Source organism: Massilia atriviolacea (assembly GCF_003953935.1).
Lineage (GTDB): Bacteria > Pseudomonadota > Gammaproteobacteria > Burkholderiales > Burkholderiaceae_D > Telluria_A > Telluria_A atriviolacea.
This window is the reverse complement of the sequence record NZ_RXLQ01000006.1, coordinates 55,322-72,430: the sequence shown is the minus strand read 5'-3', so window position 1 is coordinate 72,430 and position 17,109 is coordinate 55,322. Positions and strand designations below refer to the sequence as shown.

The 17,109-nt window shown below is 63.8% G+C and carries 18 protein-coding genes; 3 read left to right on the top strand and 15 right to left on the bottom strand.

Annotated elements, in window-relative coordinates; all coding sequences use genetic code 11:
• Window position 1: 1 nt before the first annotated feature.
• The 10 genes from ruvB to tyrS all read right to left on the bottom strand — a co-directional run bounded on the left by ruvB (window position 2) and on the right by tyrS (window position 8,706).
• Window positions 2-1,066 carry a Holliday junction branch migration DNA helicase RuvB gene (gene ruvB, locus EJB06_RS12605; RefSeq protein WP_126074385.1) on the bottom strand — a complete coding sequence of 355 codons (1,065 nt, stop codon included), beginning with the start codon at window positions 1,064-1,066 and terminating at the stop codon, window positions 2-4.
• A gap of 147 nt (window positions 1,067-1,213) precedes the next feature.
• Complete coding sequence (gene ruvA, locus EJB06_RS12600; protein ID WP_126074384.1) at window positions 1,214-1,792, bottom strand: Holliday junction branch migration protein RuvA; 579 nt, start codon at window positions 1,790-1,792, stop codon at window positions 1,214-1,216.
• 20 nt (window positions 1,793-1,812) lie between these two features.
• Window positions 1,813-2,349 carry a crossover junction endodeoxyribonuclease RuvC gene (gene ruvC / locus EJB06_RS12595; protein WP_126074383.1) on the bottom strand — a complete coding sequence of 179 codons (537 nt, stop codon included), beginning with the start codon at window positions 2,347-2,349 and terminating at the stop codon, window positions 1,813-1,815.
• Between the two features lie 60 nt (window positions 2,350-2,409).
• Window positions 2,410-3,981 carry a bifunctional phosphoribosylaminoimidazolecarboxamide formyltransferase/IMP cyclohydrolase gene (purH, locus tag EJB06_RS12590; RefSeq protein WP_126074382.1) on the bottom strand — a complete coding sequence of 524 codons (1,572 nt, stop codon included), beginning with the start codon at window positions 3,979-3,981 and terminating at the stop codon, window positions 2,410-2,412.
• A gap of 109 nt (window positions 3,982-4,090) precedes the next feature.
• The gene (locus EJB06_RS12585; protein WP_054266301.1) at window positions 4,091-4,324 is read right to left on the bottom strand and encodes a helix-turn-helix domain-containing protein; all 234 of its coding nucleotides are present in this window, start codon (window positions 4,322-4,324) and stop codon (window positions 4,091-4,093) included.
• Between the two features lie 92 nt (window positions 4,325-4,416).
• On the bottom strand, window positions 4,417-5,442 hold the full coding sequence (gene dusB / locus EJB06_RS12580) for a tRNA dihydrouridine synthase DusB (RefSeq protein ID WP_126074381.1): 1,026 nt from the start codon (window positions 5,440-5,442) through the stop codon (window positions 4,417-4,419).
• A gap of 128 nt (window positions 5,443-5,570) precedes the next feature.
• Window positions 5,571-6,233, bottom strand: coding sequence for a histidine phosphatase family protein (locus EJB06_RS12575; protein ID WP_126074380.1), 663 nt, complete (start codon window positions 6,231-6,233; stop codon window positions 5,571-5,573).
• Window positions 6,234-6,283: 50 nt separating this feature from the next.
• Window positions 6,284-6,949 carry a YbhB/YbcL family Raf kinase inhibitor-like protein gene (locus tag EJB06_RS12570; protein WP_126074379.1) on the bottom strand — a complete coding sequence of 222 codons (666 nt, stop codon included), beginning with the start codon at window positions 6,947-6,949 and terminating at the stop codon, window positions 6,284-6,286.
• 48 nt (window positions 6,950-6,997) lie between these two features.
• Window positions 6,998-7,444 (bottom strand): D-aminoacyl-tRNA deacylase, encoded by a 447-nt coding sequence (gene dtd / locus EJB06_RS12565; RefSeq protein WP_126074378.1) that lies wholly within the window; start codon window positions 7,442-7,444, stop codon window positions 6,998-7,000.
• Entirely contained in the window at window positions 7,441-8,706 is a 1,266-nt protein-coding gene (tyrS, locus tag EJB06_RS12560; protein ID WP_126074377.1) for a tyrosine--tRNA ligase, read from the bottom strand. The genes dtd and tyrS overlap by 4 nt, the downstream gene beginning before the upstream one ends.
• A gap of 172 nt (window positions 8,707-8,878) precedes the next feature.
• On the opposite strand from tyrS, the gene EJB06_RS12555 reads away from it, so the two are divergent.
• On the top strand, window positions 8,879-10,243 hold the full coding sequence (locus EJB06_RS12555) for a M23 family metallopeptidase (RefSeq protein ID WP_126074376.1): 1,365 nt from the start codon (window positions 8,879-8,881) through the stop codon (window positions 10,241-10,243).
• 94 nt (window positions 10,244-10,337) lie between these two features.
• On the top strand, window positions 10,338-11,450 hold the full coding sequence (locus EJB06_RS12550) for an anhydro-N-acetylmuramic acid kinase (protein ID WP_126074375.1): 1,113 nt from the start codon (window positions 10,338-10,340) through the stop codon (window positions 11,448-11,450).
• A 39-nt stretch (window positions 11,451-11,489) separates the two neighbouring features.
• On the opposite strand, the gene erpA is transcribed toward EJB06_RS12550, so the two are convergent.
• From erpA to rplM, 5 genes are all read right to left on the bottom strand, one after another.
• Window positions 11,490-11,852, bottom strand: coding sequence for an iron-sulfur cluster insertion protein ErpA (gene erpA, locus EJB06_RS12545; RefSeq protein ID WP_054266294.1), 363 nt, complete (start codon window positions 11,850-11,852; stop codon window positions 11,490-11,492).
• Between the two features lie 158 nt (window positions 11,853-12,010).
• Complete coding sequence (locus tag EJB06_RS12540) at window positions 12,011-13,147, bottom strand: PEP-CTERM sorting domain-containing protein (RefSeq protein WP_126074374.1); 1,137 nt, start codon at window positions 13,145-13,147, stop codon at window positions 12,011-12,013.
• Window positions 13,148-13,284: 137 nt separating this feature from the next.
• Complete coding sequence (argC, locus tag EJB06_RS12535) at window positions 13,285-14,322, bottom strand: N-acetyl-gamma-glutamyl-phosphate reductase (RefSeq protein ID WP_126074373.1); 1,038 nt, start codon at window positions 14,320-14,322, stop codon at window positions 13,285-13,287.
• A 181-nt stretch (window positions 14,323-14,503) separates the two neighbouring features.
• Complete coding sequence (gene rpsI / locus EJB06_RS12530; RefSeq protein WP_018058049.1) at window positions 14,504-14,896, bottom strand: 30S ribosomal protein S9; 393 nt, start codon at window positions 14,894-14,896, stop codon at window positions 14,504-14,506.
• A gap of 9 nt (window positions 14,897-14,905) precedes the next feature.
• Window positions 14,906-15,340 carry a 50S ribosomal protein L13 gene (gene rplM / locus EJB06_RS12525; RefSeq protein WP_126074372.1) on the bottom strand — a complete coding sequence of 145 codons (435 nt, stop codon included), beginning with the start codon at window positions 15,338-15,340 and terminating at the stop codon, window positions 14,906-14,908.
• Between the two features lie 329 nt (window positions 15,341-15,669).
• Between rplM and EJB06_RS12520 the strand changes: the two genes are divergently transcribed.
• Window positions 15,670-17,109: an alpha/beta hydrolase gene (locus EJB06_RS12520; protein WP_229427051.1), complete on the top strand. Its 1,440-nt coding sequence runs from the start codon at window positions 15,670-15,672 to the stop codon at window positions 17,107-17,109.

Below are 17,109 nucleotides of genomic sequence, written 5' to 3'. Positions count from 1 at the left end.
CTCAGGGAACCAGGTTATCCCACAAATCGCCCGTCGGGCTGATGCGCGGGGCGGCAATGCCGAAGTGCTGGTAAGCCAGCGGCGTGGCGATCCGCCCGCGCGGGGTGCGCTGCAGATAGCCCTGCTGGATCAGGTACGGCTCGAGCACGTCTTCGATCGTATCGCTTTCCTCGCCGATGGCCGCCGCCAGGTTGCCGATCCCGACCGGCCCGCCGCCGAACTTGAACAGCACCGCTTCGAGGAGTTTACGGTCCATGACGTCGAAGCCGACCGAGTCGACGTCGAGCATCACCAGCGCGGCGTCGGCCATGGCCTTGGTGATTTCGCCTGTGCCCTTGACCTCGGCGTAATCGCGCACCCGGCGCAGCAGGCGGTTGGCGATCCGCGGCGTGCCGCGCGCGCGCAAGGCCACTTCGCGCGCGCCATCCTCGACGATGGGCGCATTGAGCAAGGAAGCGCTGCGCGTGACGATGCGCGTCAGTTCCGCCGTGTTATAGAACTCCAGCCGCGCCACGATGCCGAAACGGTCGCGCAGCGGGTTGGTCAGCATGCCGGCGCGCGTGGTCGCGCCCACCAGCGTGAACGGCTGCAGATCGAGCTTGACCGAGCGCGCCGCCGGCCCTTCGCCGATCATGATGTCGATCTGGTAGTCTTCCAGCGCCGGGTACAGGATCTCTTCCACCACCGGCGAGAGGCGGTGGATCTCGTCGATGAACAGCACGTCGTTCGCGTCGAGATTGGTCAGGATGGCCGCCAGGTCGCCCGGGCGCTCCAGCACCGGCCCGGACGTCTGGCGCAGGTTCACGCCCATTTCGCGCGCGATGATGTGCGCCAGGGTGGTCTTGCCCAGGCCCGGCGGCCCGAACAGCAAGGTGTGGTCGAGCGCTTCGCGCCGCTTGCGCGCGGCCGAAATGAAGATTTCGAGCTGGCCGCGGATTTTTTCCTGGCCGACGTATTCGTCGAGCTGCTTGGGCCGCAGCGCGCGTTCGATCGCCTCTTCGTTGGGCGACGCGGGCGTGGGCGCGATGATGCGCTGCTCGCTGAAGTCGTCGGTCTGGATACTCATGAATAAACCTTCGTGTAGATAAGTGATTTCCGCAACTGCGAACATGTCAGGCGCCGTCGCTTAACAGAGATGCCTTGGATTCCCGCCTTCGCGGGAAGTCATTTCTGCCAATGGCAGGAATGACGGAGCTCGGTTAACCTAACAGCATCAGCCCTTGGACAGCGCCTTGAGCGCAAACTTGATGCCGTCCGAAACGGTGCTGCCGGCCGGCATATTGCGCAGCGCGGCAGTGGCTTCCTTGTCAGAATACCCCAAGGCCAGCAGCGCATTCAACATATCCGACTGCGCATCGTGCTGCACCACGCCGCCCGCCGCGCCGAGGTCGGCGCCGAGCTTGCCCTTCAGTTCCAGCAGCAAGCGTTCGGCCGTCTTCTTGCCGATGCCCGGCACCTTCACCAGGCGCCCCGCTTCCTGCAAGGTGACGGCCTGCGCCAGGTCGTTGACGGTCATCCCGGACAGGATAGACAGCGCCGTGCGCGCCCCCACGCCGGTGATCTTGATCAACTGGCGAAACACCGCGCGCTCGGCCGCATTGCCGAAGCCGAACAGCAGGTGCGCATCTTCGCGGATCGCCTGGTGCGTGAACAGGGTGACTTGCGCGCCGAGCGCCGGCAAGTCGTAATAGGTACTCATCGGCACATCGATTTCATAGCCGACGCCGTTGCAATCGACCAGCAACTGCGGCGGATTTTTTTCGAGCAAAGTTCCGGAAATACGTCCGATCATGGGAAGACCTTCAAGCGAGGTTAAACGAGACGGCCGCGCTTCATGCGCAGGCCGGAAAGCGAGGGCGCCAGCGCGCCGATCAGCGCCAGCGCGTCGATACTGTTGGCGTGGCAGATGGCCACGCCGAGCGCATCGGCGGCATCGGTCCCGGGCAGGCCGGGCAGCACCAGCAGGCGCGCCACCATGTCCTGCACCTGTTCCTTGGCCGCCTTGCCGTGCCCGGTGACGGCTTGCTTGACCTGCAAGGCGGTGTACTCGGCCACCGACAGGTCGGCGCCGACCAGGGCCGTAATGGCGGCGCCGCGCGCCTGCCCGAGCAGCAAGGTCGATTGGGGATTGACGTTGACGAAGACTTTTTCCACCGCCGCGCAATCGGGCTGGTAGGTGCGGACGATCTCGGCGATCCCGTTGAGGATGATCTTCAGACGGCCGGGGAGCTCGCCTTCCGACACCGTCTTGATGGTGCCGGACGCGATGTAGCGCAGCTTGTTGCCGTGCTTTTCGATAAGCCCGAAGCCTGTGGTGCGCAGGCCCGGGTCAATGCCAAGAATAATCATGGACGAATGGTATACCGCCGGAGAAACTTCGGTATACCAAACTTGCGCACCCCGCCGAAATTAATGACGGAAATGGCGCGTGCCGGTGTACAGCATCACCACGCCGCGCTCGTCGGCGGCGTCGATCACTTCCTGGTCGCGCATCGAGCCGCCCGGATGGATCACGCAGGTCGCGCCCGCATCGACCACCACGTCGAGGCCGTCGCGGAAGGGGAAGAAGGCATCCGACGCCACGGCCGAACCGGCCAGGGTCAGGCCGGCGTTCTGGGCCTTGATCGAGGCGATGCGGGCCGAATCGATGCGGCTCATCTGGCCGGCGCCCACGCCCAGGGTCATGCCGTTGGCGCAGAACACGATCGCATTCGACTTGACGAACTTGGCCACGCGCCAGGCGAACATCATGTCCTGCAACTGCTGCTGGCTTGGCTGCTTTTTGGTGACCACGCGCAGTTCTTCCAGGCCGACATTCTTGGCGTCGGGCGACTGCACCAGCAGGCCGCCGCCGACGCGCTTGACGTCGAACGGGTTGTTGGCGGCGCCGAGCGGAATTTCCAGCAGGCGCACGTTCTGCTTGGCCGCCATGATGGCGCGCGCCTCAGCGGTGAACGATGGCGCGATCAGCACTTCCACGAACAGCTTGGCGATCGCTTCGGCGGTCTTGCCGTCCAGCTCGACATTCAGGGCGATGATGCCGCCGAAAGCCGAGGTCGGATCGGTCTGCAATGCGCGCTTGTACGCGTCCAGCGCGTCGGTGCCGATCGCCACGCCGCACGGGTTGGCGTGCTTGACGATCACGCAGCCGGCCGGCTGGCCCAGGCCGCCCAGCGACTTGACGCATTCCCACGCCGCATCGGCGTCGGCGATATTGTTATACGACAGTTCCTTGCCCTGCAATTGGGTGTAGGCGGACAGCGAACCGGCGGCCGGCGCCAGATCGCGGTAGAAGGCGGCCGACTGGTGCGGGTTTTCGCCGTAGCGCATGTCCTGCACCTTTTCGAACGTCATGTTCAAGGTTTGCGGATAGGCCGCGCGCGTGGCGTGGGCCTTGTCTTCGCCCAGGCTGGTCAGGTAATTGGTGATGGCGCCGTCGTACTGGGCGGTGTGAGCGAACACTTTCTTCGCCAGGCGGAAGCGGGTGTCGTACGGCACCTCGCCGGCGGTCACTTGCGCCAGCACCTGCGTGTAATCGGTCGGATCGCAGATGACGATCACGTCCTTGTGGTTCTTGGCCGCCGAGCGCAGCATGGTCGGGCCGCCGATGTCGATGTTTTCGATCGCGTCTTCCAGCGAGCAGTCATCCTTGGCCACGGTCGCCTGGAACGGGTACAGGTTGACCACCACCATGTCGATGGTTGGAATGTCGTGCTCGCTCAGCTTGGCGACATGCTCGGGAAAGTCGCGCCGCGCCAGGATGCCGCCGTGCACTTTCGGGTGCAGGGTCTTGACCCGGCCATCGAGCATTTCGGGAAAACCCGTGTAGTCCGCCACTTCCGTGACGGCCACGCCGTTATCGGCCAGCAGCTTGGCGGTGCCGCCGGTGGACAGGATGCCGACGCCGAGTGCGGACAAGGCGCGTGCAAAGTCGAGCACGCCGGTCTTGTCGGAGACGGAAATGAGAGCTTGTTTGATCATGGTGAGTGGCCTGGTTGTGGAGTATTCGGTGTTTGCACTGGCGCACCCCTCGGGCGCGATGGGCTCGCGCTCGATAGCACGGCCACTCAGTGTGTGCTAATAAGACGGATTACAGCAGTCCGTGTTCCTGCAATTTCTTCCGCAAGGTATTACGGTTGATGCCCAGCATCTGGGCCGCGTGCGACTGGTTGCCTTCCGCTCGCGTCATGACGACTTCGAGGATCGGCTTTTCGACGGTGAGGACCACCATGTCGTAGATGTTCGATGCCTGTTGCTCGCCCAGGTCGTTGAAATATTCCTCAAGACTTTTCTGGACAACTTCCTGGATACTTTCTTTGCTCATATGATGTTGGTGCTTTTCTGCGGATTAAATGTTTCGCCGCGGCTCTGCAGGCAGCGGTCGTTCCGGTAGTTCTTCTTGCTAGCTGTGCCGTGTCAGGCTGCCAATGCTACTTGAGCAACGCCCGCGGGCCGGTATTGTAACCGTTCGCCATGAATATGTTGCGTTTCAAAAAACGCATCGACCGCGCGCAACTGCGCCTCCGTCGATTCGAGCAGGTTCATTTGCTGGCGGAATTTTTCGCCGCCGATCAGGTCGCGTACATACCAGCCGATGTGCTTGCGCGCCGTGCGCACGCCCAAAAATTCGCCGTAGAAGGCGTAGTGCGCCTGCAAGTGTTCGTTCATCAGCGCGCGCACTTCTTCCACGGCCGGCGCCGGCAGGTGCAGGCCGGTGCGCAGGTAATGGTCGACCTCGCGGCAGATCCACGGCCGGCCCTGGGCCGCGCGCCCGATCATGACCGCGTCCGCCCCGGTGACGGCCAGCACATGCCTGGCTTTTTCGGGGGTGGTGATGTCGCCGTTGGCGACCACCGGAATGGCGACCGAGGCCTTGACGGCGGCAATGGTCTCGTACTCGGCGTCGCCGGTATAGCCGTCGGCCCGGGTGCGGCCGTGCAGGGTCAGCATCCGGATGCCGGCCTGTTCGGCGATGCGGGCGATGCGCAGGGCGTTCTTGTTCTCGCGGTTCCAGCCGGTACGGAATTTCAGGGTGACCGGCACGTCCACCGCGCGCACCACCGCGTGCAGGATCTGTTCGACCAGGTCTTCGTGCTGCAGCAGGGCCGAGCCGCACCAGCTGTTGCACACCTTCTTGACCGGGCAACCCATATTGATATCGATGATCTGGGCGCCGCGGTCGACGTTGAACTTGGCGCAGTCGGCCAGGTCCTGCGGGTCGGCGCCGGCGATCTGGACCGCCTTCGGCTCCATTTCGCCGTCGTGGTCGGTGCGGCGCGAACTCTTTTCGGTGGCCCACAGGCGCGGATTCGAGGCTGCCATTTCGGAGACCGCATAGCCGGCGCCCAGCTGCTTGCACAGTTGTCGGAAAGGACGATCCGTCACGCCCGCCATGGGAGCAACGAAAACATTATTGCGCAGCAAGTAAGGACCAATTTGCACGGATGGGACGCTCTGAGTTTGCGGGAACCCTCTATTTTACCCGAAGTGCTGCTCAATTAATAAGCACTATTTTTCATTTGACAGCACGGCGCCGCCACAAAAAACGGATCGGGCACGCTTGACAAGCCTTAACTGAGCTCGTCGAGCACCTTCGGATGCAGGTGGCCGACTTCGCCCCAGCTGACCAGGCCCAGCTTGCCGTCATCCAGGCGGAAGCGGTTGATGCTGGCGTTAAGCACAGGAAAGTCGCGCGGTGTTTCCAGCGACAGGCCGAGCGCGGCGCGGTAGGCGCATTCGAGCACGCCGCCGTGGGCCACCAGGGCCAGGGTGCGGCCGGGATGGGCCTGGCCCCAGGCGATGATGGCCGGCACCACGCGCTGGTAAAACTGGCGGAACGTTTCGGCCGCCCGGGCCCCGGACGGCATCGGCGCATCGATTTCGCGCGCCTGCCAGGCTGCGAACTCGGCCGGGAAACGCTGTTCGATCTCGGCGTACAGCAAGCCTTCGAAGCCGCCGAAGCAGCGTTCGCGCAGCAAGGGGTCGCGCTGGACTGTAGCGTGCAGCGGCGGCACGGAGCGCGTCCTGGCCACGGCGTCGGCCGTGTGGGCGGCACGCTGCAAGTCGCTCGAGACGATGACGTCGATCCGCTCGCCCGCCAGGGCGTCGGCCGTCGCCGCAGCCTGGCGCAAGCCTTCGGCGTTGAGGGCGATGTCGATATGGCCCTGGAGGCGGCGTTCGGCGTTCCAGGCAGTTTCGCCGTGGCGGATGAGGATGATATTGGTCGGGGACATGGGCACGCCGGACACGCCGTGCCCGGACCGGAAAGGATGCTTTAATGAGGTTAAGGGACCAGGGTGGCAGCCAGCGCGGGATTGAGCGAGTACACGCCGACCATCTGCGCTTCGTCGAGGATGTGCCCGCGAATGGCCAGGCGCGCCTCGGGGCCGGTGAAGCGGCCTTCGAGCGCCAGGCGCGGAATGTCGAGCGCGTAGATGCAGAACAGATAGGTGTGCACGCGCAGGTCGTTCCACGGCGGACATGGGCCATCGTAGCCGTAATACTCGCCCGCCATGTCCGGATCGCCCAGGAACCAGCTGGTGTAATCGTTTACACCCTGGCGCAATTGATGTTCGGTGCCATTTTTGATGGTGAACGGGACCAGCGGACCCGGCTTGCCGTGCGGCGTGACCAGTTCCGAGAACTTGCCTTCGGCAAGCGAACGCATGGCGACCGGAATATCGACCAGGGTCCAGTGATAGAAATCGGCGCGCGGCAAGGCTTCCGCCACCACGGCGCCCTCTTTATTGACGTTGTCGCCGACCGTGGGCGCGTCGATATCGTAACAAAACAGGATCAGCGACTGGGTGCCGGTCGGCACGTCGTCCCAGGCCAGGTGCGGGTTGCGGTTGCTGGACAAGCGGGTGTGCGTGTCCGGATCGATCGCGGCAAAGGCGCATTCGGCGGGAATCAGGCCGCCATCGGTAAAGGAATCACTCCAGAGTCTCATCGCAAGCTCCTGTACTGATGATATTGACCACAAACGGCCTGCTTAGTTTCATTTCGGGTTCACTTGCAGCCAGAAAGTGACCGGACCGTCATTCGTCAGCGACACTTTCATGTCGGCGCCGAACTGGCCGGTCTCGACCACGGGGTGGCGCGCACGGGCCTGGCGCACCACATGGTCGAACAGGCGCAAGCCATCTTCCGGGCTGGCAGCCGGGGTGAACGAGGGCCGCGTGCCCGATTTGGTGTCGGCCGCCAGGGTGAACTGGGGCACCAGCAACAGGCCGCCGTGGATGTCGGTCACGCTGCGGTTCATCTTGCCGGCCTCGTCGCTGAAAACGCGATAGCCCAGCAATTTGGCCAGCAGGGCATCGCCCTCCTTCTCGCTGTCGCCCTTTTCGGCGCACAACAATACCAGCAAGCCGGCGTCGATGGCGCCGATGGTGGCGCCGTCGACCGCCACGCTGGCGTGGCTGACCCTTTGCAGCAGGGCGATCATGCGCTGAAGGTCACGCGCAGGAATTTGCGCTTGCCGACCTGCAGGACAAACGTGCCGGCCTCGATCTTGAGCGCCTTGTCGCTGACGACATTGCTGTCGATGCGCACGCCGCCCTGCTCGACCATGCGCATCGCCTCGCCGGTCGACGCGCACAGGCCCGTCTTCTTGAGCAGGTGGGCGATGCCCATCGGCGCGCCATCGACGGTCATTTCAGGCGCATCGTCGGGAATGCCGCCGGCGGAACGGTTGACGAAGTCGGCCAGCGCATCGTCGGCCGCCTGTGCCGAGTGGAAACGCGTCACGATTTCTTGCCCAAGAGCTACTTTTGCATCGCGCGGATTGCGCCCGCCGTCGATCTCGGCCTTGAGGGCGGCGATATCGGCGATCGAACGGAAGGACAGCAGCTCGAAATAACGCCACATCATCACGTCCGAAATGCTCATCAGCTTGGCGAACATGGTGTTGGCCGGTTCGGTGATGCCGATATAGTTGTTTTTCGACTTGGACATCTTGTCCACGCCGTCGAGCCCTTCGAGCAGCGGCATGGTCAGGATGCACTGCTGTTCCTGGCCGTAATCCTTCTGCAACTCGCGCCCGACCAGCAGGTTGAATTTCTGGTCGGTACCACCGAGCTCCAGGTCGGCCTTCAAGGCGACCGAATCGTAACCCTGCATCAAAGGATAGAGGAACTCGTGGATCGATATCGGTGTCCCACTCTTGAAGCGCTTGGTGAAGTCGTCGCGCTCCATCATGCGGGCCACGGTATAGCGCGAGGACAGCTGGATCATGCCGCGCGCGCCGAGCGGGTCGCACCACTCGGAGTTGTAGCGGATTTCGGTGCGCGACGGGTCGAGCACCAGCGAGGCCTGCTTGAAGTAGGTCATCGCGTTTTCTTCGATCTGCTCGCGGGTCAGCGGCGGACGCGTGACGTTGCGGCCCGAGGGATCGCCGATCATGGAGGTAAAGTCGCCGATCAGGAAGATGACTTGATGGCCGAGGTCTTGCAGCTGGCGCATCTTGTTCAGCACCACGGTGTGGCCCAGGTGCAGGTCGGGCGCGGTCGGGTCGAGGCCCAGCTTGATGCGCAGCGGCGTGCCGGTCTGCTCGGAGCGGGCCAGCTTTTGCGCGAACTCGCTCTCGATCAGCAGCTCGTCGACGCCGCGCTTGGTGATGGCCAACGCTTCCAGCACGGAGTCCGTCAGCGGCAAAACAGGTGTACCTTGCGCAGGGGCGGCAGGCTTGGAAGTGGCAGGAGTTGTCATAGGTGCTTTGTAATAAATCTGTAGCGAAGTGTCGAAATTGTTGGGAAGATTCAAAAGTTTGATATACTGCTCGATCCGATTAATCTTGCCCAATGAAAACTAAACAAAACAATAACAAGAAATAGTTCAGTGCTCAACGCGAATGTTCAAGCGGCAAATTTTAACTGATTGCATGGACCCTACAAACAAATTCACAGGCAAACGCTTGACCGGCCTGCTGGGAACGACGCGAAAGCAGCGCATTATCAGCGCTGGCGCCCTCTTCCTGACAGTGTGCGCATTCGGTGCCGCGGGCGTTGCGCCCCTGGCTCCCGATGCGTCCGACCTGCCGGTCAAATCGATCGCACAGAATCTGGAACTGCCGAACCTGGCCGACCAGATCACGGCGCTGCAGAATGACGACCAGCAATTCGTGCACGAAGAGAAGGTACGGCCGGGCGATACGCTCGCCGCCCTGCTCACGCGCCTGGGCGTGGACGATGCGGCAGCAGTCGAATTCATCAAGTCCGACAAGGTCGCCAAAGCCGTGATGCAGCTCAAGACCGGCAAGCGGGTCCAGGCGCAGACGGGCGAGAACGGCGAACTGCAATGGTTGCGCGCCACCGTCGTCGACGGCCGCGACACCCCGGTCAAGCAGATTTCGATCACCCGCACCGGCGACAAGTTCGCTGCCGTGGAAGCACCGGCCAAGCTGGAACGCCGGGTTGAAATGCGGGCCCGCGAAATCACCAACTCCCTCTACTCGGCGACCGACGCCACCACCGACGGCGGCAAGCTGCCCGACGCGATCGTCGCCCAGATCATCGAGATGTTCTCCACCAGTATCGACTTCCGTTCCGACCTGAAACGCGGCGACCGCTTCAACGTGGTCTACGAAACGTTCTGGCAAGACGGCGAAATGGTGCGCTCGGGCCGCATCCTGGCAGGCGAATTCGTCAACCGCGGCGTGACCTACCAGTCGGTCTGGTACGAAGACCCGGTCAGCAAGCAAGGTGGCTACTACACCTTCGACGGCAAAGCCCTCAAAAAAGCCTTCCTCAAATCCCCACTCGAATTCTCCCGTATTTCCTCCGGTTTCTCGATGCGCTCGCATCCGATTTCCGGCGCCTGGAAAGCCCACAAGGGCGTCGACTTCGCGGCCGCCAACGGCACCCCGATCCGCGCTTCCGGCGACGGCGTGATCGACTTCGCCGGCGTACAGGGCGGCTACGGCAACTTTGTCACCATCAAGCACTGGGCCAACTACACCACGGCCTACGCCCACATGAGCCGCTTCGCGCCAGGCATCCGCAAGGGCAGCAAGGTCAGCCAGGGTGACGTGATCGGCTATGTCGGCTCGACCGGCTGGTCGACCGGCGCCCACCTGCACTACGAATTCCGCGTCAACAACCAGGCTGTCGATCCGATGTCGATCAAGGTGCTGGCCCAGGCCCCGATGACGTCGGCCGAACGCGCACGCTTCCAGATCGCCGCGGGCGACATGTCGCACCGCTTCGCCCTGCTGCGTCCCACCAGCGGCTCGACCATGGCGCGCTGACAGTCCAGCGCGTACCATACCGAGGGCAGGACCCGGATCGTCGATCCCGGCTCCTGCCCTTTTTTTCGTCCGTCATGATTGAATTGGAAACGACATGAGCACAGCCTCCCCCCTGCATTCGACCCTCTACATCGGCATGATGTCGGGCACCAGCATGGATGGCGTCGATGGCGTGCTGGCCGATTTTGCCGGCGGCGCCATCCGCACCGTGCAAGCGGCCTTCGTGCCCTTCCCCGACGCCCTGCGCGCCGAGCTGATGGCCCTGCAAAGCAGCGGCGACAATGAAATCGCCCGCGAAGCGCTGGCCGCCGCCCGCCTGGCCGGCTGCTACGCCGACTGCGCGGCCGCCCTGCTGCCGGCCGCGCCCGGTCCGGTGCAAGCCCTGGCCGCGCACGGCCAGACGGTGCGCCACCGGCCCGAGCTCGGCTATACGCGCCAGATCAACCACCCGGCCCTGCTGGCCGAACTGACGGGGATCGACGTCATCGCCGACTTTCGCGCGCGCGACGTCGCCGCCGGCGGCCAGGGCGCGCCGCTGGTGCCGGCCTTCCACCAGGCCTGCTTCGGCCAGGCCGGCCGGACCCGCGTGGTGATCAATATCGGCGGCATCGCCAACATCAGCGTGCTGCATGCGGACGGCACGGTGGGCGGTTTCGATACCGGCCCCGGGAATGTGCTGATGGACCACTGGATCGGCCTGCACCAGGGCAAGGCCTACGATGCCGACGGCGCCTGGGCCGCCAGCGGGCGGGCCGATCCGACCCTGCTCGGGATCTTGCTGGACGAACCGTATTTCCGCCTGGCTGCCCCGAAAAGCACCGGGCGCGACCTGTTCCACGGCGAATGGCTGGCGCAGCGGCTGGCGCAGGCGCCGGCCATGCCCGCAGCCGACGTGCAGGCGACCCTGGCGGCGCTGACGGCTGCGAGCATCGCGCGCGCCATTCATCAGCAGGCCAGCGAGGTCGAGGCGGTGTATGTGTGCGGCGGCGGGGCGTACAACGGCGCGCTGCTGCGCGCGCTGGCGCAAGCGCTGGGCGGAAAGACCAGAGTGGAAACGACCGACGCCCTGGGCGTGGCCCCGAATCACGTCGAAGCGCTGGCGTTCGCGTGGCTGGGCTACCGCTTCACAAGGCGCGAAGCGGGCAATCTGCCCCAGGTGACGGGGGCGAAGGGACCCAGGATCCTGGGCGCCCTCTATCCGGCATGAGCCGGCAGGCGGCCGCGAAGGCTGCCTGCGCTCACGACCTTATACCGAGAACGACGAACCGCAACCGCAGGTCGAGGTGGCGGTCGGATTCTTGATGACGAACTGGGCGCCTTCGAGGTCGTCCTTGTAGTCGATTTCGGCGCCGACCAGGTACTGGTAGCTCATCGAATCGATCAGCAGTTGCACGCCGTTCTTGACCATGGTGGTGTCATCTTCGTTGACGATTTCGTCGAAGGTGAAGCCATACTGGAAGCCCGAGCAGCCGCCGCCCTGCACGAAGACGCGCAACTTGAGGTCGGGATTGCCCTCTTCCTCGATCAGCTGTGCAACCTTTTGCGCGGCGCTATCGGTAAACACGATCGGGGCCGGCATCACTTCTGGCATTTCAGCAACTGCATTCATTTGGAACTCCTACTGGGGAACGGATATCAGTCATTATAGACTGTTGGGACGAGTCACGCTCAGCGACCACTTCTGGTGGCCGTCAAATGCAACACCCCCGGCGCGGGCCGGGGCGGCGGCATGCCACTGTACCTACAATGCGGCCATTCGAGCGGAAATCAAGCAGTTCCTTGGCGCGCGCGGCGGCGGCGCGCGCAGACACCGAGCAAGGCCAGGCCGGCTGCCATCATGGCCCAGGTTTCCGGCTCGGGAACCGGGCTCAACAGCACAGTGCCGCAGCTACCCAGCCTGCAGGCGTCGGCCAGGATCTGGCCGCGATCGTTGATGCTGTAGGTGGTGCCGACGATCCAGTTGTCGAGCGGGTCGAGCGCCGTATCGAGCTGCAGCAACTGGCCGTTCTGGTAGAGAAAGCCGCGCTGCAGGCCGCCGGCATCGACGCCGTAAGCGATGATCTGGCCGGACTCGTTGATATCGACGGCGCTGGAAGCGCGCTGCGGCGACCAGCCCAGGTCGCTCATCACGCCGTTGGCGTACAGGAAGGCGGAGCGCTCCTCGCTGCCGGCACGGTGCGCCGAGTGGCCGATGATCAGGCCGGCATCATTGATGCCGGTTGCCAGGCTGGTGCCCCCGGCAAACGCGCCGAGATCGACCATGCGTCCGTTTTCATAGATGAATGCGCGCTGTAGCGACGCGGCATTGTCGGCGCCGCCGACGATGGTTCCGGCGGCATTGATGCCCATGGCGCTGCTCTGGGTGCCGCCCAGCGTGCCCAGATCGCGCATTTTATTGCCGCTGTACACATACGCGTGCGCGGCATAACGCGGGTAATGCGGATCGCCGCCGGGCAGGCGCAGGTCGGTGCCCGAACTGCCCACCACCGTGCCGGCATGGTTGACCCCATGGGTGAAGGTGTCCAGGGCGGCGCTGCCATGGCCGAGCGCACCGAGGATCGTGGTGCCGCCATTGAAGCTCAGGTAGCCGCTGGCGAACACGAGGTCGCCGATCGTGGTCCAGTATTCGTAGCTGGCCATGTGGCCGGCCTTGCTGATGGCCGTGATGCCACCGGTCGGAAACGGGCTGGTGCTGACATGCAGCACCGTCTTGCTGCCGCCCGCATAGAAGGCGGAATAGCCCCCGGAAGAACCGTACAGGGTGCCGGCGTTATCGATCAGGCGCCATTTGTCGTATTGCCCGGTGTCGATCATGGTGACCGAATAGGCAGGGGTGGCGGCGAAGACGGGAGCGGCGAAGACGCCGAGCACGAGGGCGGACAGGAGCGAGCGGACGGAAGGCATGACAGTCTTTCGATGGTGGATCGATACGCCCCATCATAAAGACTGCTTGGCTAAATAGAAAGCTTAATTAAATATTAATTCATGCGGGCGAGGAAAGCATCGGGGAGGGCCGATGCTTTCCTCGCGCTTGCAACGCCTTAGGGCAGCAGCGCGACCTGCTGCAAGCCCAGCGTTTCTTCCAGGCCGAACATCAGGTTCATGCACTGGACAGCCTGGCCGGACGCGCCCTTGACCAGGTTATCCTGGACCACTAGGATCACCAGGGTGTTGCCGTTGTCCGGACGATGCAGCGCCAGGCGCAGCACGTTCGAACCACGGGTCGAGCGGGTTTCCGGATGCGAGCCGAACGGCATGACATCCACAAAAGCCGCGTCCTTGTAGGTCGTTTCGAACAATTCCTGCAGCGCTTCGTTGCTGATCTCGGTGGTCAGGCGCGCGTACAGGGTCGAATGCATGCCGCGGATCATCGGCACCAGGTGCGGCGTGAAGATCAGCTTGACCGGCAGGCCGGTGTAACGCTGCAGCTGGGCCACGGTTTCCGGGGTGTGGCGATGGCCGGACACGCCGTAGGCCTTGAAATTATCGCTCGACTCCGAGAACAGGGTGCCGATTTCGGCCTTGCGGCCGGCGCCGGACACGCCCGACTTGGCATCGGCGATGAGGGCGCTGGCATCGATCAGCTTGGCCTTGAGCAGCGGCACGAAGCCCAGCTGCATCGTGGTCGGATAGCAACCCGGATTGGCGATCAGGCGCGCATTCCTGACGGCGTCGCGGTTCAGTTCCGGCAAGCCGTAGACGGCCTCTTCCAGCAATTCCGGGCAGGTATGCGGGATCTTGTACCACTGCTCGAAGGTGGCCTGGTCTTTCAGGCGGAAATCGGCGGCCAGGTCGATGACCTTGACGCCGGCGGCCAGCAGCTCCGGCGCCTGCGCCATGGCCACGCCGTGCGGGGTCGCGAAAAAGACCACGTCGCACTTGCTGAGGTCGACCTTGTCCGGGGCCGAGAACGCCAGGTCCACCTTGCCGCGCAGCGAAGGGAACATGTCCGCGACAGGCAAGCCATCTTCCTTACGCGAGGTAATCGCGGTCAGCTCCACATCAGGGTGGACCGACAGCAGTCGCAGCAATTCCACGCCCGTGTAACCCGTACCGCCGACGATGCCAACTTTGATCATATGTAGTCCTTAAAAGGTAAAAAGCGGGGCCATGCCCGAAAGAGGGTGATTCTAACAGCGCAGGCAAAACACTGCGCAGCGCTGAAAAAAGCAAAACCTCGCAAAAACAAAAAAGCCGCCAGACTTCGCAGTCGGCGGCTTTTTTGAGGGCGGCGCACCGGAGTGCACCGCAAGAGGCGAATTAACGCTTCGAGAATTGCTTTGCGCGACGTGCTTTGCGCAGACCAACTTTTTTACGCTCGACTTCACGTGCATCGCGGGTAACGAAACCGGCACGTGCCAGGTCGCCCTTCAATGCTGCGTCGTAGTCGATCAGTGCACGGGTGATGCCGTGACGAACCGCGCCAGCCTGGCCGGACTCGCCACCACCGTGAACGTTGACCTTGATGTCGAAACGCTCGACGTTGCCGGTCAGTTCCAGCGGTTGACGGATGACCATCAGGCCCGTTTCGCGCGAGAAGTAGTCAGCGGCTGGTTTGCCGTTAACGATGATTTGGCCAGTGCCAACCTTGATGAAGACGCGAGCGACTGCACTCTTGCGACGGCCGGTGCCGTAATTGTAGTTACCGATCATGTCAGCTCCTTACTTGAACAGCACGAGTGCTTTAGGTTGCTGGGCAGCGTGCGGGTGGGAACCTTCCGCGTACACTTTGAGCTTCTTGATCATGGCGTAGCCAAGCGGGCCCTTAGGCAGCATGCCCTTGACCGCTTTTTCCAGCGCGCGACCAGGAAAACGCTCTTGCATTTTCTTGAAGTTGGTTTCGTAGATACCGCCTGGGTAGCCCGAGTGACGGTAGTACGTCTTCTCGGTTGCTTTGGTACCGGTCACGCGCAGTTTACCTGCGTTGATCACGACGATGAAATCGCCCGTGTCGACGTGCGGAGTGAATTCTGGTTTGTGTTTGCCGCGCAACCGGAGTGCCACTTCGCTGGCAACACGTCCGAGGACCAAGTCCGTCGCGTCAACCACGAACCAATCGCGCTGGACTTCATGTCCTTTAGCGGAAAAAGTTTTCATGTTGACTTCCTAAATATAAAACTTATTAAATCGCTCAAATGGTGGTTCCGCTCGTGCTGCCTGCGGACTCTGCCTTATTGTCTTTTCCTGAGCAAACGGAAAGCCGGCAACTATAGCGCATTCCCCACGGCCGAGTCAAGCCCTTCCGCCGCTGTGGCAGTGATGGCGAAATGACATCGGCGCCATCCCTAGAGAAATCGCAAACATCGGCCATCCGGCCCGCCCTAGACTGCACCACGGTGGACAATTTCATTAACGGGGAAAAACTTTCTTGACCACGGAAACAATGTCAACCTACTATGTAACTGCACCTACCGTCGGGAGACCTCGTGAAATTGAAACACTGCCTTGCCGCTTCACTCCTCTCCCTGCTGCCGGCCCTGGCGCCGGCGGCCCTTGCCGCCCCTGCCCCGACCACGCGCATCTGCCACCTGCCCGGTGCCGAGGAAGGCTTGCGCTGCAGCACCCTGGCCGTCCCGCTCGATTACCAGCAGGCCAGCGGCCCCACCCTGCCCCTGCACATCACCGTGGCGCCGGCCTTCCGCGAGTCGGCCCGTCACGATCCGGTGTTCGTGCTGGCGGGCGGCCCCGGCCAGGCCGGCAGCGACGTGCTGCCGGTGCTGCACGCGGTGTTCCGGCGCGTGCGCGCCACGCGCGACATCATCCTCATCGACCAGCGCGGCACCGGCCTGTCCGGCAAGCTCGACTGCGATGAAAAAGAGTTTTCCGACGATCTCAGCGACGAGCAGCAGATCGCCGCCGTGCGCCGCTGCCTGGCCGGCATCCGCGCGCCGCTGGCGGCCTACACCACCGACAACGCCGCGCGCGACATCGAACAGGTGCGCCTGGCGCTCGGCTACAAGACCATCAATGTCTGGGGCGCCTCCTACGGCACGCGCCTGGCGCAGGCCTACGCGCGCGCCTTTCCCGCAGCCGTGCGCAGCCTGGTGCTGGACGGCGTGGCCGCGCCCGACCAGATCATCCCGGCCGGCGGGCGCGACGGCCAGGCCGCGCTCGACACCCTGTTCCGCCAGTGCGCGGCCGATCCCGCCTGCCAGCAGGCCTATCCGGCCCTTCGCACCGAGTTCGCCAGCCTGCTGAGCAAGATCGGCGAGCACCCGGTGCCGCTGAACCTGGCCAATCCGCGCACCGCCGAGCCCCTCCAGATGAGCATGACCAAGGAGCGCTTCCTGGGCACCGTGCACAACGTGCTGTATTCGGCCCTGGACGGACGGCGCCTGCCCTTTCTGATCCACAGCGCCTGGCAGGGCCGCTGGGCGCCGTTCGTGGCGCGCCGCAACGTCGGGGCCGACCTGGCCGGCGAAGGCGGCGTGGCCCTGGTGCTGCACATGGCGGTCATCTGCGCCGAGGATTATCCGCGCCTGACGCCGCAATTGCTGGCCGAGGACGCCCATAATTCCTTCCTCGGCGGCAGCCGCGTCGGCCAGTTGATGGAACAGTGCAAGTCGCTCAAGCTGCCGGCCGTGCCCTGGCGCGCGCCGACCCCGATCCTGGCGCCGGCCCTGCTGCTGTCGGGCGCGCTCGACCCGGTCACGCCGCCGCGCCGCGCCGAAGCCGCCGCGCGCCACATTCCCAAGGCCCAGCACCTGGTGGTGGCCAATGCCGGGCATGGCATTTCCTCGCTCGGCTGCGCGCCGCGCCTGCTGCGCGAGTTTCTCGACAATCCCGCCAGGCCGGTGTCCGCCGCCTGCCTGAAAGAGATTCCGGCCGCCAATTTCCAGATCGGCAGCGCCGGTCCGCACCCTTAA